This is a genomic window from Geosporobacter ferrireducens, from assembly GCF_001750685.1.
Lineage (GTDB): Bacteria > Bacillota > Clostridia > Peptostreptococcales > Thermotaleaceae > Geosporobacter > Geosporobacter ferrireducens.
In genome coordinates, this window is the sequence record NZ_CP017269.1 from 5523663 (window position 1) to 5545670 (window position 22008).

Genomic DNA, 22008 nt, shown 5'->3' on the forward strand with positions numbered 1-22008 from the left:
CTATTTTTATTTTTTAAACAATATTCTAGCAAGAAAACAATGTAAAATGCAGAATTAAGCTTTGATAAAAAATTGGCATGGTACTTGCTATATATGTTTACACCCAAGTTTATTGGAGCTGAAAAAGAAAACGTTTTTCAGCCTTCAATGACAACTAATAATTATAATAATAAAGGAGGAAAAAAACAATGAACATGGGACTTATATCTTTATTAGTCTTGGTAGTAGCAATTTTCATTGGTTTTAAGAGAGGCGTTAACACAGGTCTTGTAAGTATTGCATTTGCATTCTTACTTGGATTCTTTGTAATGATCAACATCTCTAAAGACCCAGCAGTAGCAAAAATGGTATCAATGTCTTCAGCCGATGCTAAAGGTACAGCCTTAGTTGCTGGTTGGAATACATCCCTATTCTTCACACTAGTAGGTATGACTTTCTTATTTAGTATTGCAAAAGTAAACGGAACACTGGAATTAATGGCTCGAAAAGCAGCATATATGGCAGGTGGGAACAAAAAATTAATCCCGATCTTATTCTTCATATTTGCAACAATTTTAGCTGCTATCGGACCAGGAAACATCGCTGTTTGTGCCCTTATTCTTCCAATTGCAATGGCAGTTGCCCATGAAGAAAAAATCAGTTCGTTATTAATGGCTGCGATGGTTATTGCCGGCTCAAATGCTGGTGGTCTTTCGCCAATCGCGCCAACAGGAATCATTGGAACACAGTTAGCGGAAAAAATAGGATTTAATACTGCAATGCATGTATTTATCAATATGTTGATTGCTCAAGTTGTTATTGCTGTAGCATGCTATATTGTGTTAGGTGGATTGAAGTTAAAATCAGATGCCGGTGGAGTAAAAGAAAAGCCAGGAGCATTTGCAGGTGTACAGATTCAAACCCTTGTTGTAATCGCATTGGTTGTAGCTGCAATTATTCTTTTAAAGCTACACATCGGTATGGTAGCATTCCTTGGCGGTGCAGTACTGCTTCTTATGAATGCAGCTGATGAAAAGAAAACAATTGCTGCTATGCCTTGGGGAACATTGATTCTTGTTTGCGGTGTTGGTGTATTGGTTAACGTAGTTGACAAAGCAGGCGGTATTCAATATTTAACAGATACATTGACTGCTTTTATGGGTACTAAAACAGCAGCACCAATATTAACAATCGTTGCTGGTTTAATGTCCGCGGTATCTTCTGCATCTGGAGTAGTTATGCCAACATTAATTCCAACTGTACCGGGTATTGTTGAGACTATGGGCGGTGCAATGAGAGGTGAGACATTAATCTCTGCGATTATTCTAGGAGCTCACTTCGTTACAAATTCTCCAATATCTACGTTGGGTGCATTAGCAATGGCTTCTGCCCATGAAACAGAGGATACAGACAAGCTTTTCAGAGGCTTATTGGTATTAGGATTCGGTGGAGTACTATTTGGAGCATTACTTGTATTTGTCGGTATCGTAAGATAGTTTTGAAAGAGGTGGAGATTTCACCTCTTTCTTTTTTTTTGTTTTTTTGATCATGCTAACAATCAGTGCAGGCATAAAAAAAAGGTGAGAGGCAATACTGGAGATAGATGAAAAAAGCAGGTGAGTAAATGTCAGAGGAGAAGCGCTCAAAAATATTGAAAGCTAAAAAAATGAATCGGTGTTTAGGTTGTATTTCATGTATGCTGGCCTGTGCAAGAACTGTTTATCAGGATTACTCTCCCGGGAAAAGTGCTATAAAAATCAGAAGCAGTGGGGGCTTGCAGGGAAAGTTTGTTGCAGATATCTGCAGGGGGTGTCAGGAACCTTCTTGTGTTCCAGTTTGTCCAACACAGTCATTGATGACTAGGGCAGGGGGAGGCTTGAAATATAACAGCGAAAAGTGTATCGGCTGTAAACGCTGTATAGAAGCTTGTGAAGTACATGCCATTGGTTTTGATGAGAGCAGTAGGAGACCAATCCTGTGCATACAGTGCGGAATATGTGTAAAATCTTGTCCGCATCAGGTTCTGTCAATGGAGGAACGAAATCAATGTTAAATAAGGAAGGAATTCGAATTTTATATATAGACTTGACTACGGAAGAAGTTGAAAAAATAGAACGGCAAGATTTGAAAGATTACTTAGGGGGTGTAGGTGTTGCGATCAAGTTATTTGATGAGTATAAACAACCAGATTTAGACGTTTTTCATGAAAAACAACCAATCATTTTTTCTATTGGACCTTTGGAAACGATTTATCCTGTGGTAACGAAAACTGTTGCTGTTTTTCGATCTCCCTTAACTGGGGAACTAGGAGAAAGTTATGCTGGATTAAGATTGGGAATGGCCATTCGTTTCGCTGGATACGATGCGATCCTGATAACTGGTAAAGCGAAAGGGCCAATATATCTTAGTATTAACAGTCAAAGTGTAGAATTAAAAAAAGCACAACCACTATGGGGTTTAGATACAGAAGAAAGCGGAAGATTGCTGAGAGAAATGGAGTCAGGCAGTGGTTTACGTTCAATTCTGCGAATTGGTCAAGGAGGAGAAAGAGGAATAAGGTATGCTGGAGTTAATGTAGATACCTATAGACATTTCGGAAGATTGGGTTTAGGGTCTTTATTCGGAAGTAAGAATTTAAAAGGAATGGTGATTACAGGGGATAGTACAGTACCGATAGAAGGTAAAAAAGAATATCAAAAAACGTATGCTGAAATTTATAAAAAAGTTACGGAAACCGATGTGATGGAAAAATATCATGGCTTAGGAACAACGGTCAATGTAATTCCATTAAATGATATGAATGGACTGCCTACAAGAAATTTAAAGCAAAGTTATTTTGAAGCTGCAGATGAAGTTAGTGGTGAAGCATTTGCTAAAGAAAAACTTATTAGAAAAATTGCATGCACGGGTTGTCCAATAGGGTGTATACATATTGGACTTTACAGAAATCAATTTCAAGAACCAATGGAATATGAATATTCCCCGGTTGCCTACGATCATGAATTGGTTTTTGCAGTAGGAACATTTATTGGTATAAAAGATAAAAATAAAATTTTAGCAATTATTGACTGCATCGAGAAGCTTGGATTAGATTGTATTACAACGGGAGTACTATTGGGATGGATAACGGAAGCGTATAAGAGCGGTATCATAACTGAAAAAGATTTAGATCTACAGGTAGATTTCGGAAATGAAAGTGCGTACATACAGATCATTGAAAACATTGTTAACGAAAAAAATAGTTTTTATAAAGATTTAGCATTTGGAACAGGATATGCTTCAAAAAAATATGGCGGAGAGGATTTCGCAGCTGTGCTTGGCGGTCATGAAATCGCAGGATATCATACGGGTTATGGCAATCTATTAGGGATGGCAGTGGGGGCTAGACATTCCCACTTAGACAATGCAGGTTATTCCATTGATCAAGCAACAGATCCAGCAGATCAAGATCAAATAGTAGATAAGTTAATTGAAGAGGAAATAACAAGAAACATCTTAAACTGTTTAGTCATTTGCTTATTTGCCAGAAATATTTATGACTTAGGTACTGTAATAAAAGCACTGGAAACAATCGGTATCAGCTGGAAAGAAGATGAATTAAAAAAACTTGGAAAAAAAATATTTTACCTTAAAATACAGGTTAAAAAAACATTAGGCTTTGATTATAAAAAAATAGCATTTCCGAAGCGTTTCTTTGAAACAGAGACACTTCATGGAAAGATGGATCAGGACATAGCGATGGAGTTATTAAGGCTATACAATAAAAAAATTGATCAAATTTGTTCTGAGGCAACAACGCTATTTGCTACAACGGAGAGCCAGGGAAGAATGGTCTAATGGATTTGCATTTTTTGATACATAATATACAGACAGAAAGATAAAAATAAATTTGAGTCTATGAGGAGGTGTTAATGTATGGAAATGAATACGAGAGATACAATTGTAAAAAAACTGTTAGATGCACAGGAAAATGTAAGAGATTATGAAATGTTTTCTAAGCAGGTAGATGATGATGAAGTAGCTGATTTGTTCAAGAGATTTGCAGAGGAATGTGGTATGCAGGCAAGAGAACTCCAGGCGATGATAGATAAATACGAAAAGCATTAGCAGGGTGCGGTTATCGCACCTTGTTTTCATATAAAATGATTTTTAAATTTTATAAGATTTAAGAAAGATTCATATTGATTGTTGGCGAAAGGAATGATTATTATGTATAATGATGATATACTATGGAAGTATTCTACATTGATAAAGGTAGGTTCGTTTTATGAAGTATTATGAACAAATACAGTTAAGTAAACAAAATGAACAGCATCTATATGTACAGCTATTTGAAGCAATAAAAAACTTCATTCTGGAAGGCTTAATTGTGGCAGATGAAAAACTACCACCTATAAGGCAGCTTGCAGAAGTATTGGGAGTCAATAATGCTACAGTGGTAAAAGCCTATGAACTGTTAGAGAAGGAAGGATACATTTACAAGCGAATTGGCAGCGGCACATTTGTATCTCCTGACATCCGTTCCAAAATGGGTTCAACTGCACCAGATAAGTTTCCGCTAGATGAAGACCTGAGTTTAATGAATAGAGGACAAATACAAATTCAAGAGCATATGATTAGCTTTGCAAGTGCTACACCAACTCCTGATTTATTTCCGGTTGATGATTTTCAAGATTTGTTAAACGAAATACTTAATCGAGATAAAGGCAACGCCTTCGGCTATCAAGAAAGTCAAGGATATTATCCGCTTAGAGAGTCCTTAGTGGCTTATATGAAACAGTATGAAATAAACACAAAGCCAGAAAATATTCAGATTATTTCTGGTGCACAACAGGGAATTGATGTAATTGCCAAGGCATTTGTGAATCCTGGGGATGTTGTTATTGTGGAGAAGCCTACTTATACTGGAGCTATTGCTACATTTAAATCAAGAGGAGCAAAGATTATCGATATAGAGATATATAAAGATGGAATGGACATAGAAAAATTGGAAACTGTAATTCAAAAACATAAGCCAAAACTGATTTATATGATGCCAAACTTTCAAAATCCAACAGGTTATTCTTATAGTGATGGGAAAAAACATAAGATATTAGAATTAGCATACCAATATGATTTGCAGATTGTTGAAGACGACTATCTCAGTGATCTGAGTTTTTATAATACAGAGAATATCACATTGAAAAGCATTGATCAACATGATCAAGTTATTTATATAAAGAGCTTTTCTAAAATATTTATGCCAGGATTAAGGTTAGGTTTTCTTGTATTGCCTGAAAAAACCTATCACCGTATTTTGGCAGCGAAACATGCTTCAGATATTTCCACCTCTGGACTTATACAAAGAGCCTTTGATTTATATCTTCGAAAAGGTATCTGGAAAAGACACATTCATTTTATGGAGCACATCTATAAAGAACGGTTTGAAATTATGGATCTAGCCATACGAAAGCACATCTTGCCATATGGCGTAACATATAACCCGCCTTTAGGAGGTTTGAGTTTTTGGCTATGCCTGAATGAAAATTTTTCAACAAATCAATTATATAATATTGCAGCCAAAAAGAATATCCTTATGGTTCCTGGTGCAGTCTTTTTTGTTGGCCAAAAAGACTCCAATTGTTTTCGACTGAGCACTGCTGCCGTATACCCAGAGCAAATTGAACCAGGGATGATCGCATTGTCAGAAGCCATAAGAGAATATATAGAAAAAAAAGAAAGTAGAAAGAATTCCACAAGTGTATATACACCACTACTCTAGAGGAATCTGAAGAAGAGGTTCGTGACATATTCCCTCTATCTGTTTAATAAAAATATATCAGTTTAGAAGAGATGGAGGGAAGGATAGATGATTATTGGTGTACCGAAAGAGACTGCTTCAGGAGAAGGCAGAGTAGGAATGACAGATGTTGGTGTAAGAAGATTGGTTTATTATGGAAAAAAAGTCTACGTTCAACGGAATGCAGGCTTGATCAGTGGGATCACAGATGAGATGTATGAGAAGGCTGGAGCTGTCTTATTGAATAACTTAGAGGATTTGTATGTACATTCAGATTTAGTTGTTAAGGTAAAACCCCCTGGACAAGAGGAGTTAGAATATCTAGCTCCTAATCATATTATATTTTCATATATTTTACCGGAGCGACATGAATTGCTTACAAAAATGTTCATGGAAAAGAAAGTCACCGCATTAGGTTATGAGGCAGTAGAAGACCAACAAGGAAAAAAAACTTTATTGATGCCCATGAGTGAGATTGCAGGTAAGATGGCAGTGTTTATGGGTGCAAAACTGATGCAATCAGTCAATGGCGGAGTAGGGGCCTTATTAGCGTCTATGCCTGGAATTCCTCCGGTTGAGGTTCTTATTTTGGGGGCAGGCAATGCTGCTGTAGGTGCAGCTGAAGTTGCTGCAGGAATTGGATGCCGGGTGACGATGCTAAACAGGGGAATAGGGCGGCTCAGAGAAGTAAGAAATATTTATGGTGACCGAATTGTTTATCTTTTATTAACAGAAGAATCATTAATGTCAGCAGTCCTCCGCGCAGATTTAATCATTAATACAATAGACTTAATGGGAGATAAGAAAAATCACCTTATCACTAACGATATGATTCGAAAAATGAAAAAGGGCAGTGTAATTATAGATGTTGCTTGTGACCAAGGTGGAACCATCGAGACCTCTAAACCGACCACTCATGATCATGCAGCTTATGTTATAGAGGATGTAATCCATTGTGCTATACCGAATCTGCCCGGAATTGTACCGAAAACTGCGACTGCTTCACTAACTGCTGTAACTTTGCCTTATGTAGAAAGAATTGCGCAAAAAGGTTTAAAAAATGTACTAATGCGTGATTTGGGATTTAGAAAAGGTCTGATTTTTTATAAAGGTCTGCTGATTAATAAAAAGGCAGCTGAAAACTATGGATTGATATATACGCCTTTAGAAAAGGCTATTGATTAAAATTGTATATTCATATCTAAAAGCAATGAAACAGCCAAAGTATAATTTAGCTTATGCTTTGGCTGTTTTATTGTTTTTAATTGATATTATGTTTTTATCTTGGACAGGGCTATCCTTCATTTTACAAGTCCCTTCAAAAATAGCCTTTTCTTCTACTACAAAGCTAGAAACTTGAATATCACCGTATAACTTGCCAGTTGTATTAATTTTCAATTGATGAGAAGCCGTGATATTTCCTTCTACGCTTCCAGCGAGGATAATATTATGGGCATCAATATTTCCAACTATTTTACCTTCTTCTCCGATAATTACATTTCCTTTGATTTGTAGATCCCCTTTAAAAGCACCATCAATCCGAATGGTACCTTCTGCCTGAAGAACACCTTCAAAGCTGGAGTTCTTACCTACGAACGTATCGATTTTTTCTGATGGAATCACATCATTTTTTTTAAACATTTTTGTACCTCCTTAACTTATATTTTATGGTTTAAGAACCTTCTCAGGATTTATCTGCTCACCATTATAGTGTATTTCAAAATGCAGGTGTGAACCGGTACTTCGCCCTGTACTTCCCATCTTTGCAATAACATCACCCTTCTGTATACGCTGTCCGACTTCTACCAAATTTTCTTTATTGTGGGCGTATACACTCCGATAGCCGTGGCCGTGCGATATAATCACTGTATTGCCATATCCTGCATTCCATCCTGAAAAAGTGATAATACCGTTTCCTGCTGCCAGAATCTCTGTTCCTTGTTTATTCGCAATATCTAGGCCAGAATGAAATTCCCGGCGTCCATTAAGAGGGGATTTTCTATAACCAAACTTTGAAGTAATACGGCCTTCTGTTGGCATTTTATCAGGTGTTGCAGCTAAAACCTTTAACTGGTCACTCACGTCATCAATAAGATCACTTAAATTCTCCATTTTTTGATCCATCTCTGTTGCAAGGATGTCTAAACTTTCATTCATAGATAGATCATCAGAGACTTCTATTTCTTCATAAACTCCTGTAGCATATCGTAGAGCTGAGCGTGATATTGGCTTTTTTGTACTTTGACTGTCCGCAGCTTTTAATCCTACTAAACTACGTACCTGGTTTTCTAAATCATTTAGAATGGACAGTTTTTCGTTAACAAAGCTGGTTTTATTTTTTAAATCAGCAATTTCTAAAGATTGATCCTTGTTTATTGCCTGAAGCTTTTTAAGATTATTCAGATTAACATCTAATCGGTGATTTAATTGGATAAGTGAGACAGTCAGAATGATGATCGACGTGCATAGGACAGCTGAAATAGATAGGAATAAATAGTAGAATGTTTTCTTTAGATGAAATTGCTTAATATTACTGCCGCTATGTGGAACAATCATAAAGGTCATATACTCTTTGTGAAGATCTTTTAATTTTCTATATAAATTCATATGAGGAATACCTCCAGTAAAACAATTCATTTAATAAAAATTTTCTACATAATTTCCCAAAATCCTTTTAGAAACTGGAAAAAATATTTTTTCAGAAGAATAATTTGAAAGAAAATGGCAGGAAAAAACAATTTTTTGTAGAAGCTTTAAAGGATTAAAGTAAAAAAGTTTATGTCTATGTTAAAAAAAGGGAAACATAGGTTTCCCTTTTTTTATATAAGTTAGGAAAGTTCTACTTTTCTATTATATAAAAAAAGGGGTTGTAGGGGATGAAATCCCCTGCCGCCTTCAGGAAGGTGCTCAGACAGCTTTGCTGTCGTCGACGCTCTTTTTATAGGTTGATACCTTCTACAATCCACTGTTCAATGCTTTTACCTTCTGCTGATAAGGTGTCATCAATCATATTAAATTTAAAAAAGTTGATGATCAATTTGTTATCTGCTTTTATCATTGTGTCAAAGGGATTTGGAACAACGAGAATCTCATGATTAAGTAGGTCTGACTTTTCAAAGTTTTCAATAGTGTCTTCAGAGAAATTACTGAGACTGAGTGACTTAAAACCATTAATTTTTGCCTCAAGGGTATCGTAGTATTCTAAGATCATGAGATTTCTGGTATAGAATCTGCTTTCAGTAGGATTTCCGGTAAAGGGTTCTCGATTAGAGATCGCACTTAAGCATCTTCGAACAGATTCTTTTGTAAAATTTTCGTTAAAAGTTAGTTGAAAAGCGTCTGAAGATGCAATATCTGTTATGAATTTTTCATTTAACTTTTCTCTAGATGCCACAGAAATCCAGTAAAAGTGCATAATTTCAACAGCATTTAGATTGAAAGATAGTTTTTTTGACATAGGTTTACCTCCCATACAAATAATTATATAATTAGTATAAATAATCATAAGAAAATTATAAATTACACTTTTACTATTATAGCATAAATTAGACTAAATGGAAAAATATTCAGGAGGCTTATATGTATAATGAGACTTTTACTGTAGAAATAGTAGAATTAGAGCGACTATTGAGGTGGGTAAGTACATCAATAAAGCGTAAGGGTAGGGAAATTTTATCGGACTTTGAGATTACACCTCCACAATTTGAAGCACTATTGCATATGATCAAAGATGGAGAATTAACAATCAGTGAACTGAGTACAAAGATGTTTCTTGCGTGCAGTACGATTACAGATTTAGTGGATAGAATGGAAAAAAATTTATTGGTGGAACGAGTAAAAGATATCAAAGATCGACGAGTTGTCAGAATACGTGTGTTGGAAAAAGGGCATAAGTTGATTGATGAAGTATTAGATGCGAGAAGGGCTTACTTGCAAGAAGTTTTATATGATTTAAACACAGAGAACAAACAAATCCTCATTGAAGCATTAAATACAATTCATCAAAGAACAGGTTCAGAATGTGAGTTCATTATAAAAGAATAATTATCGACGAGGATGAATCGAATATGAAACTTATCAATGGCAGATATAAAATTATAAAAGACTTACAGCGAGATTTCTGCTCTAGTTATTATATCGTTTCAGACATTGTAAAAAATAAATCGCCGCTATGTCTAAGACTATTTGAACCTGAGTATGCAGAAAGCTCTTGGATAAAATACTATATAGAACAGTTTATTTTTTTAACTTCACTGGAACATGGACATATGATGCAAAATTATTCTTTTGGTCTTATGCATACCATTGATAATAAGGAAGTTTCTTTGCGCCAATATTTCTATACCACAGAATATATTGGATCGATCACACTCCCCTATATCCAATTATCTAAAGAAGAAAGATTAGAATGTATTTATAAGATTTGTAAAGTACTAAAATATTTACATTTCCGTGGTATTACCTATAAACATTTGAACCCTGAGAATATTAAAATATATCGCAGCGAAAACGAATTAGCCGTAAAGCTTACAGATTTAGCACATATAACGCAGATTGAATATACTAGGACAAGAATAGATGGGTGCCATCATAAATTTTTATCACCAGAATATCAGCTTGGAGCAAGTATAGATGCAACGAGTGATATCTATTCTCTAGGTGTTCTATTATATTATTTTTATTGTGGTTTAAGCTATACAGATTCAGAGTTTAACCGGAACAGAGTTAGCGAAAATGAACAACTGGAATCAGAAGATATGATCATGCAGATTATTAAAAAAATGACCGCTTATGAGAAAGTAGATAGGCCGAAAAGTATTGCAGAGATTCTTCTGGAACTTAATCTCGAAGCGATAATATCCGAAAATTTTAAAAATGACAAGAATAATTATGAGAAGCTAAATTTTAAGACAATGTTAGTAAATCGAGAAAATGAGCTTCAAGCTGTTCTTAATAATGTAGATACGCTCCGATATAGTTCTTTGAAGAAAGAATGTATTTTGATTCAAGGAGAATATGGAATTGGTAAAAGTAGATTTATTAAGGAGATCATTTATAGGTTAGGATTAAAGAATATCAATACGTATTCTTCCGTATTTGTAGAGCCTTGCAAAACTCCGTATAAGCCTTTTATAGAGATTATTAAGCAGATGCTGAAGCATGCCAATAAAGAGATCATACAGAAATACGGTACTGAATTGGTAAAAATTATACCCAGCATGAGCAGTGTCTGGGATATAAAACCTTCAGCTTCTCTGGCAGGCGAAAAGGAGAAGCTCAGACTTTATGATCGTATCTGTAATTTTATAAACGATTGTGCAGCAACGCGCCCTACTGTGATTGTGATCGACAATTTTCATTATGCAGATATAAATACAATGGAGTTAGTGGATTTTTTTCTGAAACAAAAAAAAACAATCCCTTTATTATTTATACTAACCTATAGAAAAGAAGATAATGGTGATGTACTGAATCATATTTACCGATGGCGCTCCATGATCAAGACGGAAGAGATTCAACTTACAAAGTTTAATTTAGAAGAAACCGCATCTATTATCCAAAACATTCTGGGCATGGCATGGAAACCAATCCAGTTAGCTACCCGTATTATGCATGTAACAGATGGAAATCCCCGATATATTGAAGAAGTAGTTAAGAATCTATTTATTCAACGACTTATTTCTGTGAATCAAAACGACCTTTGGGTAGCCAATGTGGACGACTTATATGACCTACAGCTGCCTGCGAACATTGATGAAGCCCTGATTCATCAGATGGATGCTTTTGATCATAATATGATAGAAGTATTAAAATGTATCTCTATATTCAATACCTCTATTTCTTCTTCTATTATTTCGAATATGCTTCCTCTGTACGATAGCACGCTTCAGTTGTTATTGACTGATTTAGTAGAAATGAAGATTCTAAGTGAAAAGTTGGAAGACTGGGGTTTTACCTATGATTACTATAATCGACAGTTAAAAAATTATGTTTATAGTAGAATTCCTGACGAAAAACGCATTTTTTTTCATAGACAAGCAGCAAAAATTCTAGAAGATAATTATATCAAAGAGAGCAGAGAAAATAAGGATGAATTAATTCATCATCTTACAAAGTGTGGAAATATACAAAAAGCTATTGATTATTGTATACAATCTGCACAAAAAATGGTTGATTTGAGTATCCATTCACAAGCTCTCGAATTTTATAATAAGGTTTTAGGATTATATAATTTATGTGATGATGATTATAGAAAAACAAAAGTATTATTGTCCATGGGAGATATCTATCTCTATATGGGCGAGAGTGAAAAAGCTCTGAGAATTTATGAGCAAACAATACAGTCTGCAAAATCCTTTAAATTAATGCAATCTATTGTTGATGCTAAAAATAAAATCTCAGAAGTCTACCTAAATAAGAAAATGATTTATGAAAGTAAAACAACAATCACTCATGCGATGCAGATTGCTGAAGAAATTCAATACAGTGAAGGCTCATTAGAAGCATATTATATCTTAAGCAATATTTATTTTATTGAAAAAAATATGTCTGAATTTAAAAAAATTGTAGAGTCATCTCTGGTAAAAAGTTATGAATATAAGAATGATCATTATATTGGACATTTTTTAAATCAAAAAGGTAAATTGTATCATTTATACGGTGCTTATGATGATGCAATGATGTATTTCATACAAAGCATGGAAAATTTTATGAAATCAGATAATGTCATGGATGCAATAAAGCCAATTAATAATATGGGTGTTTTAATCATTGAAAATGTTCGAGATACTAAACTCGCAAGGAAATACTACAAGAAAGCTTTGCAAATGGCTCAAAAGTATAACTATATTGTAGGAACGAACATCTATCATTTTAATATAGGAGAAACCTATTTAATAGAAGATTGTCTAAAGAAAGCTGAAAACCATTTTGTAAAAGCATTGCAGATTTCAGAAGAAACCGAAGATTGCACTGAATTATTCTGGATTTATCTCTACCTATCAGAAGTAAATCTAAAAATGACTGAGTATGCAAAGGCATATAACTATTTACTCAAGGCAGAAAGTGAATATGATAACGAGCATGTAAGCCACAAGGATTTGATTCAGTTGAGGTTACTTAAGACGAACTGGTATGCAGCAGTTGGTGAAATGAATCTTGCTAAAAGTGAAATCGGCTGTATTGAAGGATTTATAGAGAATGCAGATAAAATAACTAAATTTCTAACGGGATATTATGATTATCAACTGAATACGTATAAACATCAAAATATAAACCGTCATACTTCCTGGGTACATAAACATGCAGAGCAGTTTCAAGATAAAAATCTTACAAAGGAAATTCGAACAATTCTTTTAGAAGAAGCAATGCATCATATAGAAGTAGAACAATTTGAAGAAGCTAGAGAACTGCTTCAGAAGGATGAAACATTTATGCTGCAGTTCGATACAAATATGCTAAGCATAAAAAGGCATTATTTGATGGGCTATTTTCAAAAAGATAAAGTTTTATATTTCGAAAATTTACTAAAACAGATTTCCTCAGATGAATTTATGGAAATAAAGTGGAGAGTTTATCAGTCTTTAGGAAACGAATATTTTAGGTTATTTGAGTACTACAATGCTGTCAATTGCTATATCAACGGTCTGGACATCATACGGAGATTAACGAATAAGGTGCCACACTCTTTCCAACTGTCTTACTTAAATCAAGATAAGAAAAAGCTCCTGCTTAGAAAACAGATAGACAACATACGTAGAATCATTGAAACAGAGGATCATGGAAAGCAGTATTCAGCAAATACAGATGATTGGCGTAATATACAAGATTTAAAAAGTTATTTTGATTTTTCAGATTTACAAAGTTTATTTAGCAACACAAAATTTTTACAATCTGCCATGATGGAATATCAAGAACTGTTTTCAAAGAAGATTTCCAGTATTCATGATCTGATTCAAATACTTACCTTGAATGATATTGAAAATATACAAGCAATATTAAGCTATTGTGTTCAAATTACACTTGCAAAAAGAGGTTTTGTAATCATTGTAGATCAAGATAATTGTATCGGCAATATTGTCAGTCTTGATTCGTCACAAAAATTACCAGATATTTATCCACTGGTGGATCGAGTAAAATTAAAGCAGGATGGTATTCTTATAAAGACGAGATTTGATAATCGCGCTGATCAAACCTTTGATTTTTTACCAAGTGATGCACAAGCAGCAATATGTATTCCGATTTTTAAAAATGAAGAAAATCGCTATCCAGTCACAGAAGAAAAACGAAAGAATCAAGAAATACTTCCAGAAAAAATAATACACGGATATATCTATTTAGATACAGATAAAATTTTTAACAAATTTGATAGGAATGCATTTAAAATGTGCAGTATGGTAACGAACCTACTGAGTCTCTCCATTGAAAATTATCATTTAAAAATGACGGCCTCTATTGACAAACTGACAAATGTATATATGCGAAAATACTTCGAACAAAAATTCAAGGAAGAAATATTGCAAGCTAGAGGGAATAAATCAGAGTTTTCTTTGATTATGTGTGATATTGATAAATTTAAATCCGTGAATGATTTATATGGACATAGAAAAGGAGATGAAGTATTATCAAGAATTGGGTGTATTATAAAGGAGAATCTTAGAAGTATTGATTTAGTAGGTAGATATGGGGGAGAGGAATTCATTATTCTTTTGCCTAACACCAATAAAATAGATGCAAAATCTGTATTGGAGAAAGTCCGAAGAATGATAGAAAATACAGACTTGTTGAGTGAAAAGCATCCGGTTACGATCAGTTGCGGAATTTCTACTTTTCCTGAACACGGTTATTTTGAGGAGGAATTAATCGAAAAAGCAGATCAGGCTTTGTATCATGCAAAAGAAATAGGAAGAAATAGAACCGTAATATGGGATAAAAATATTGCCAATATTAGGAGGAAAGTAGATAAACTGGCTGGCATTATATCAGGAAATATGGCACAAGATCATAGAAGAGTAGAGGTAGTAGTAGAGATTATTGAATTGCTAAAAACCGATTGGGATACAGATAAGAAGGTTTATGAATTGCTTGGAAGAATCATAGAGATAACGGATTCGAAAAAAGGAGCTTTATTTATTACACGAAATGAACAAGTAGAAAAAAGTTATGCAAGAGAAAGGTATAAAGATGAGTGGTTGGAGAAAATAGAAATAAATGAAATGAAGATGTTAGAGATTATAGCATCTAATACAGGAGATTTTTTTATAGATTGGGAAACAATACCTAGCATAGATGATTTTACGGGGACTCCAGACTGGCAATCAGTTATGTTTTTACCGATTATAAACAATGGAAAAAACAAAGGAATTCTATATCTGAGTGTATCGATAAAAGAAAGAGAATTTGATTCAAATACGTTTAACTATGTAAATGCTATCACAAGTATTATAGGAGCTATTTTATAATAGAATCATTTAAAGTAAGTAAAATACTGTAGATTCTGAAAAAAATACCGATAAACCTAATATCTTAGAAAGAGAACTAATAAAAAAGAGGTGGAGTGCATGAACGTTACGATTAAAGATGTTGCAAAAAAGGCAGGGGTTTCTATATCGACGGTTTCTAGAGTTATTAATAACTCTAAACCAGTAAGCAGTGAAATAAGACAAAAAGTATTGCAGATTATTGAAGAGACGGGGTATACGCCGAATCCTGTTGCAAGAAGTTTAGTTATGAAAAAGAGTCAATTAATCGGTGTAATTATTCCGGATATATCCAATTTCTTTATTGGAGAAATACTAAATGGTATTGAAGAAATAGGAAAGATGTACGGCTATGATATTTTACTATGTAATACTTATGGAGATTTAGAACAAGAACTCCGGTATTTAAAGCTATTAAGAGCGAAGCAAGTTGAAGGTATTGTCTTCATGACTTGGCGATTGAATGATAAACTAACACAATATTTGGCTGATCAAGAGATCCCTATTGTTTTGATCAATAGAAATACCAGCCAATTAGAGATTCCATCTGTTTCCATCGATAACTATAAAGGTGCCTATGAGATGACTAAGTACCTTATAGATGCTGGACATCGATCCATTGCATTGATTCGAAATAATCTGGATAGTGATGCTTTTGGTTTAGACCAATATAAAGGATATAAGCAGGCAATGGATGAATGTGGAATTAACATTGATGAAAGGCTAGTCCAATATGGTAATTTTATGCTGGATAAAGCCTATGATATTGTTAAAGGTTTCATTGATGATAAAGTGTTGCCATCGGCCATTTTTGCGACCAGTGACGTAATGGCTATAGGGGCGATTAATTGTTTATTAGATCATGGATACAAAGTTCCCGGGGATGTTTCGGTAGTAGGATTTAATGATATTAAGCTTGCTTCTATTTACCGACCAAACTTGACTACGATTCGGCAGCCAATCTATGATATTGGTGCGGTAGCGATGAGAATGATTATAAAACTGATCAATGGACAGGAAATTCAGGACAAAGTTGTTATACTACCGCATGAACTTGTGTTGAGAGATAGTAGTAAGTAGGCATAATAAGTATATTTTACTCCTGTAGTACGAATAATAAGATTGCACGATTGTACTGATAGGAGGTATGAAAAAATGAAAAAAGTAGCTGTAGAGAAATCTCTTGGAAATGTAAGAAATTATCTTCAGGAAAAGGGATTTGCTGTTACTGATTTAGACACTGCAAAAAATAATTTAGATGGATTTGATGCTGTAGTAGTTTCTGGTCAGGATGGCAATTTTATGGGTATTCATGACACAAGTACAAAGGCTCCTGTAATTAATGCTAGGGGTATGGATGTAGAGGATGTTTATAAGCAGATAAAAAATAGGCTTAGCTAAAAAGATCTCCTAAGGAGATCTTTTTTGTTGAAGATTTTCGTAGTTTTTACGATAGGGATAGCCTATAATGAAAAAGAGAATAATGTGATTGAGACATTAATCGTGTTACACGAATAGTTTCTATAGATGAGAGTGAGTGAAAAGAATGGAACACAATGAATTTTTACCTATTACGATGAGAGAGATGAAAGAGCGGGGATGGGAACGAGCTGATTTTATTGTGATTACCGGAGATGCTTATATTGATCATCCAAGCTTTGGAGCAGCTGTGATTTCTAGAACTTTAGAGGCAGCAGGGTATAAAGTAGGCATCATTGCTCAGCCGGATTGGAGAAATGTACAAGATTTTAAAAAATTGGGGAGACCTAAATATGGATTTTTAATTACTGCTGGCAATATTGATTCTATGGTAAATCATTATACAGTGAGTAAGCGCAGGCGGGAAAAAGATTATTACTCACCAGGAGGTAAAATGAATTTACGGCCGGATCGTGCCACCATCGTTTATTGTAATATGGCAAAGCAGGCATATAAAGGTGTACCTCTTATTATTGGCGGTATTGAGGCAAGTTTAAGACGGTTTGCCCATTATGATTATTGGAGCGATAAGGTTAGAAGATCAATTTTATTCGACAGCGAAGCAGATCTATTAGTATTTGGAATGGGAGAACATCAAATTCTTGAGATCGCAGACAGCTTAAAAAATGGATTGGATATTAAATACATGCATCATATTGCAGGAACTTGTTATAAAATAGAAAGTAAAGAAAATCTATATCATTTTATTGAGCTGCCAAGCTATGAAACGATTGCAAAGGATAAAATTGCCTACGCTAAGGCCTTTAAAGTACAATATGAAGAACAAGATGCAATCAGAGGAAAAGTGCTGGTTCAACCACATGGAAACAGTTATATTGTTCAAAATCCTCCTGCTATGGCTTTATCGGAAATAGAATTAGACCGAATTTATGGTTTGCCCTATAGTAGAAAAGTTCATCCGACATACCGGAAAGATGGAGGGGTGCCTGCAATTGAAGAAGTGAAGCACAGCATTATCAGCTCAAGAGGATGTTTTGGAAGTTGTTCTTTCTGTGCATTAACATTCCATCAGGGAAGGGTAATCCAAAGCCGAAGTCACACATCTATACTTGATGAAGCGGAAAAAATCGTTGGAAGTGATGATTTTAAAGGATATATTCATGATGTGGGAGGGCCAACAGCAAACTTCAGGAATATTGCTTGTGAAAAACAAAAAAAAGAAGGTACTTGTAAAAACAAGCAGTGCCTCTATCCAAATCCCTGTAGTAATCTGAAGGTTGATCATGGTGAATATCTAGATCTACTCAGAAAATTGAGAAAAATAAAGGGAGTAAAAAAGGTTTTTGTTCGGTCAGGGCTGCGCTATGATTACATTATGGCAGATCCCAAAGATACTTTTTTGAAAGAGCTAAGTGAGCATCATATTAGTGGGCAATTAAAGGTTGCTCCAGAGCATATATCACCTAAGGTACTGGATTTGATGGGCAAACCAAGAAGAGAGATCTATGATAAATTTGTAGACAAATATTATAAGATTAACAAGGAACTAGGAAAAGAACAATATATTGTACCTTATTTAATGTCAAGCCATCCTGGAAGTGATTTAAAGGCAGCAGTTGAAATGGCAGAATATCTAAGAGATATACGCTACTATCCGGAGCAGGTCCAAGATTTCTACCCAACACCGGGAACGCTATCTACTTGTATGTTCTATACAGGCCTTGATCCAAGAACGATGAAGCCTGTATATGTACCGAAAGATAGAAATGAAAAGGCAATGCAGCGAGCTCTATTACAATTCAAAAATCCTAAAAATTACGAATTGGTTAAAAGGGCATTGATGTTGGCCGGAAGAAAAGATTTGATTGGTTTTGGATCAAAAGCACTAATAAAGCCATTAGGAAAAGATCGTGAAGAAGTAAAAGCAGATAAGCATCAAAAGAAAAAAGGTAAAGATAGAAATCGAAATAATAGTAAAAATAAAAATAGAAGTAAAAAAAAGTAATAGTAAGACAGCCTAAGAATAATCTAGGCTGTTTTTATATCCAATTAGCACTTTATTATAATACAATTATAAATTGCTAAAATAATTTGAAGCATTAAAAAATATTTTGAAATTCAGAAGGGAAAATTAAAATCATAAAGAATAATATAACAAGACAGACTATATGATAAAAGGAGAGATGTTGATGAAAACGGTGTATATTGACGGTAACAGTCTTACGATAGAAGATGTGATCAATGTTGCAAGAAATAGGTATACTGTTGAATTAAAAGAGGAAGCGATAGAGAAGGTAAATCAAGCAAGAAAAGTTGTTGATGAATTTATTGAAGAAGAAAAAGTAGTCTATGGTATTACTACAGGATTTGGAAAATTTAGTGATATAGTAATTACAAAAGAAGAGACAAGGGATTTACAGCGAAATCTAATTATCAGTCATGCTTGTGGTGTAGGCAATCCTCTATCTGAAGAAATTGTAAGAGGAATCATGCTCCTAAGAGCGAATGCTTTATCAAAAGGTTTTTCTGGTATTCGTTTAAATACATTAAATACTTTGATAGAAATGCTGAATAAAGGTGTTCATCCGATTATTCCGGAGAAAGGCTCTTTAGGTGCTAGTGGTGATTTAGCACCCTTATCCCATATGGTTTTAGTTATGCTGGGGGAAGGAGAAGCCTACTATAAAGGCGCACGTTTATCGGGTAAAGATGCAATGGAGGCAGCCGGAATAGATAGCATTCATTTAACCTCTAAAGAAGGTTTGGCATTAATAAATGGTACACAGGTTATGACGGCAATAGGTGCATTAACTGTTTATGATGCGGAAATGACCATGAAGCTTTCAGATATCGCATCTGCCATGACTTTAGAGGCATTAAACGGGATAACGGATGCTTTTGACAATAGAGTCCATGAAGTACGACCACATAGAGGTCAGCTGAGCACCGCTGCAAATATTAGAGATTTGACAAATGGAAGTAAGGCTACTACCCGACAAGGACAGATCCGCGTACAAGATCCTTATACCCTTAGATGTATACCTCAGATTCATGGAGCCAGCAGAGATGCCATTGACTATGTGAAAAATAAAGTACTTATTGAGATCAATGCTGCAACGGATAATCCATTAATTTTTGCAGAAGATAAAGAAGTAATCTCTGGCGGCAATTTTCATGGGCAACCGCTGGCTTTAGCTTTTGACTTTCTAGGTATCGCAATAGCTGAGTTAGCCAATGTATCTGAAAGAAGAATTGAGAGATTGGTAAATCCGCAGTTGAGCGGACTTCCTGCCTTCTTAACTGAAAAGGGCGGGCTTCATTCCGGTTTTATGATTGCACAGTATGCGGCAGCTGCCTTGGTATCAGAAAACAAAGTATTGGCACATCCTGCCAGTGTAGATTCTATCCCCTCATCAGCAAATCAAGAGGATCATGTTAGTATGGGAACCATTGCAGCCAGGAAGGCGAAAGATATACTTTTTAATACCATGAATGTATTGGGCATAGAACTGATGGCAGCAGCTCAAGCAATTGACTTTAAAGAGGCAGAGCATCTTGGAAAGGGAACAAAGGCTGCATACGACATAGTCCGGAAGGAAGTAAGTACACTTCATGAGGACCGGGTAATGTATATAGATATTCAGAAATGTGCAGAACTAGTATCCAGTCATCGTGTTGTTGAAGCAGTAGAAAAAGCGATAGGAAGATTATTGTAGAAACACGGGGGCATAGTCCCCCTTTTTTTATTAGATGTGCTGAATGATTTGACAGAGGGGATTTCATTCGATATAATTTGTGCGATAAGATAGAAAAAAGAGGGAGTGAAAAAGAGTGGAATTTAAAGAAAAAATCGATCGTATTAACGTTCTAGCCAATAAATCTAAAAAAGAAGGACTTACAGAGGCAGAAAAACTAGAACAAAAAAAACTTCGAGAAGAATATTTACAAAATTTTAGAGAGAATTTTAGAAAGCAATTGGAGTCTATAAAAATAGTCGATAAAGATGAACAGTAGGGAAGAATGACTTTATTCTTCCCTTTTATTGTATCGCAGCATAATGGAGAAGATATATATTTCGAGAAAGGGCTTATAAAAAATATTTGTATAAGTCCTGGTATAATTAGAGGAAAAATGTCGAATATCTAGAATATATTATTTAGAATATAAGAGATTTTTAAACAATATGTACATAAAGATGGGGGAGGGATATTCATGTCTGAAAAACAATATGTGATTTTTAGATTAGGAAAAGAAGAATATGGGGTTGAAATTGTAAATGTAAAAGAAATTTGTGAATATAAGGAAAGTGTAAAAGTACCGAATACGCCGAGATTTGTAGATGGAATTATTAATTTAAGAGGAGATATTACACCGATTATTAATCTGAAGAAGCGATTTAATCTGCCAGAAGGGGATGTGAATTCTGATACGAGAATTATTGTTATTAATATTAACAATCGTCAAGTAGGATTTATTGTTGATGAAGCTTCACAGGTTCTTAGAATTACCGAAGAAGATATTGAACCTGCACCTGAGCTGGTAGCTGGTATTGAGAAAAAGTATATTATTGGTGTAGGAAAACTTGCAGACAGGATTATCTTGCTATTAGATTTAGAATATATTTTATCAGAAGATGAAAAAGAAAAAATTCAGAATATGTAAAGAAACTTCTATTAAACCGTCTTTTTTTGTTTTTTTTCTTCTATAATTAAACGAAAGCGAAGAAAAAGAAAGTAATATGTAAATGAAAATATTGTCTTTGACAGCAGGTTAACTGAAATTTCACCTCTATAAGTAGTATATAATTTATCCATATATACAACATATGGGGGTGCAATCAATGAAAAAAGCGCTATTAGTGTTTTTGCTGCTTATTGCAATATTCATTCATGGAAAATTTATTTTCGCCGACGATAACATAGTACAAGATCAATATCCTGTAATGAATAATGAAAGTGAAATGACCTTAATTGAGGGCCTATTTAAGCAAAGAACAGAACTCTGGAATGATTTGTATGAGGCCAACAAAAATCACGAGCAGTTTAAGAATAGATTAAGCCAAATTGTTGCAGAACCGTTACTTTCTTTTGATACGGATGCTTTCGAGTCCCTGATAAGCGATCCTACGGATATGGATAAGGTGTTGAAAGTTGAAGTAATTAAAATCGAGAATTTATCCTATGGCAAGACGAATATGCGAGCTACCGTAACAATTTTATGGAAAATGCAGGGATTAGAAGGACATTATCTAGAAGAAATAAAATATAAGGTTGTTTTGTTAAAAGATAAAGGTGTATGGAAATTAAGTGATTACAGTATCACACAATAAAA

18 protein-coding genes are annotated in these 22008 nt (G+C 34.5%); 15 read left to right on the plus strand and 3 right to left on the minus strand.

What is annotated here, in order from left to right; translation table 11 throughout:
- The first annotated feature begins 188 nt into the window (after positions 1-188).
- The 6 genes from Gferi_RS25885 to Gferi_RS25910 all read left to right on the plus strand — a co-directional run bounded on the left by Gferi_RS25885 (position 189) and on the right by Gferi_RS25910 (position 6943).
- Positions 189-1475: an ArsB/NhaD family transporter gene (locus tag Gferi_RS25885; RefSeq protein ID WP_069980990.1), complete on the plus strand. Its 1287-nt coding sequence runs from the start codon at positions 189-191 to the stop codon at positions 1473-1475.
- A gap of 128 nt (positions 1476-1603) precedes the next feature.
- Positions 1604-2032, plus strand: coding sequence for a 4Fe-4S dicluster domain-containing protein (locus tag Gferi_RS25890; RefSeq protein WP_069980991.1), 429 nt, complete (start codon positions 1604-1606; stop codon positions 2030-2032).
- A complete protein-coding gene (locus Gferi_RS25895; protein WP_069980992.1) occupies positions 2026-3816 on the plus strand; it encodes an aldehyde ferredoxin oxidoreductase family protein in 1791 nt (596 codons plus the stop codon). The genes Gferi_RS25890 and Gferi_RS25895 overlap by 7 nt, the downstream gene beginning before the upstream one ends.
- 78 nt (positions 3817-3894) lie before the next feature.
- On the plus strand, positions 3895-4086 hold the full coding sequence (locus tag Gferi_RS25900; RefSeq protein WP_069980993.1) for a ferritin family protein: 192 nt from the start codon (positions 3895-3897) through the stop codon (positions 4084-4086).
- A gap of 160 nt (positions 4087-4246) precedes the next feature.
- Complete coding sequence (gene pdxR, locus Gferi_RS25905) at positions 4247-5740, plus strand: MocR-like pyridoxine biosynthesis transcription factor PdxR (protein WP_069980994.1); 1494 nt, start codon at positions 4247-4249, stop codon at positions 5738-5740.
- An 87-nt stretch (positions 5741-5827) separates the two neighbouring features.
- Positions 5828-6943, plus strand: coding sequence for an alanine dehydrogenase (locus Gferi_RS25910; protein ID WP_069980995.1), 1116 nt, complete (start codon positions 5828-5830; stop codon positions 6941-6943).
- A gap of 51 nt (positions 6944-6994) precedes the next feature.
- On the opposite strand, the gene Gferi_RS25915 is transcribed toward Gferi_RS25910, so the two are convergent.
- From Gferi_RS25915 to Gferi_RS25925, 3 genes are all read right to left on the minus strand, one after another.
- Complete coding sequence (locus Gferi_RS25915; protein ID WP_069980996.1) at positions 6995-7399, minus strand: bactofilin family protein; 405 nt, start codon at positions 7397-7399, stop codon at positions 6995-6997.
- 24 nt (positions 7400-7423) lie between these two features.
- Positions 7424-8365 carry a M23 family metallopeptidase gene (locus tag Gferi_RS25920; RefSeq protein WP_069980997.1) on the minus strand — a complete coding sequence of 314 codons (942 nt, stop codon included), beginning with the start codon at positions 8363-8365 and terminating at the stop codon, positions 7424-7426.
- A gap of 331 nt (positions 8366-8696) precedes the next feature.
- Positions 8697-9215, minus strand: coding sequence for a TDE2712 family protein (locus Gferi_RS25925; RefSeq protein ID WP_069980998.1), 519 nt, complete (start codon positions 9213-9215; stop codon positions 8697-8699).
- Between the two features lie 122 nt (positions 9216-9337).
- On the opposite strand from Gferi_RS25925, the gene Gferi_RS25930 reads away from it, so the two are divergent.
- The 9 genes from Gferi_RS25930 to Gferi_RS25970 all read left to right on the plus strand — a co-directional run bounded on the left by Gferi_RS25930 (position 9338) and on the right by Gferi_RS25970 (position 22006).
- Positions 9338-9802: a MarR family winged helix-turn-helix transcriptional regulator gene (locus Gferi_RS25930; protein ID WP_069980999.1), complete on the plus strand. Its 465-nt coding sequence runs from the start codon at positions 9338-9340 to the stop codon at positions 9800-9802.
- Between the two features lie 23 nt (positions 9803-9825).
- The gene (locus Gferi_RS25935; protein WP_069981000.1) at positions 9826-15219 is read left to right on the plus strand and encodes a diguanylate cyclase; all 5394 of its coding nucleotides are present in this window, start codon (positions 9826-9828) and stop codon (positions 15217-15219) included.
- A gap of 99 nt (positions 15220-15318) precedes the next feature.
- Positions 15319-16317, plus strand: a complete 999-nt coding sequence (locus Gferi_RS25940) for a LacI family DNA-binding transcriptional regulator (RefSeq protein ID WP_069981001.1) — start codon at positions 15319-15321, stop codon at positions 16315-16317.
- Between the two features lie 75 nt (positions 16318-16392).
- On the plus strand, positions 16393-16638 hold the full coding sequence (locus tag Gferi_RS25945; RefSeq protein WP_069981002.1) for a YkuS family protein: 246 nt from the start codon (positions 16393-16395) through the stop codon (positions 16636-16638).
- A gap of 145 nt (positions 16639-16783) precedes the next feature.
- Positions 16784-18682, plus strand: coding sequence for a YgiQ family radical SAM protein (locus Gferi_RS25950; protein ID WP_069981003.1), 1899 nt, complete (start codon positions 16784-16786; stop codon positions 18680-18682).
- Positions 18683-18866: 184 nt separating this feature from the next.
- A complete protein-coding gene (gene hutH / locus Gferi_RS25955; protein WP_069981004.1) occupies positions 18867-20393 on the plus strand; it encodes a histidine ammonia-lyase in 1527 nt (508 codons plus the stop codon).
- Positions 20394-20508: 115 nt separating this feature from the next.
- Entirely contained in the window at positions 20509-20691 is a 183-nt protein-coding gene (locus Gferi_RS25960) for a DUF896 domain-containing protein (RefSeq protein ID WP_069981005.1), read from the plus strand.
- A 198-nt stretch (positions 20692-20889) separates the two neighbouring features.
- Complete coding sequence (locus tag Gferi_RS25965; protein WP_069981006.1) at positions 20890-21339, plus strand: chemotaxis protein CheW; 450 nt, start codon at positions 20890-20892, stop codon at positions 21337-21339.
- A 178-nt stretch (positions 21340-21517) separates the two neighbouring features.
- Positions 21518-22006, plus strand: a complete 489-nt coding sequence (locus tag Gferi_RS25970; RefSeq protein WP_069981007.1) for a hypothetical protein — start codon at positions 21518-21520, stop codon at positions 22004-22006.
- The last annotated feature ends 2 nt before the right edge of the window (positions 22007-22008 follow it).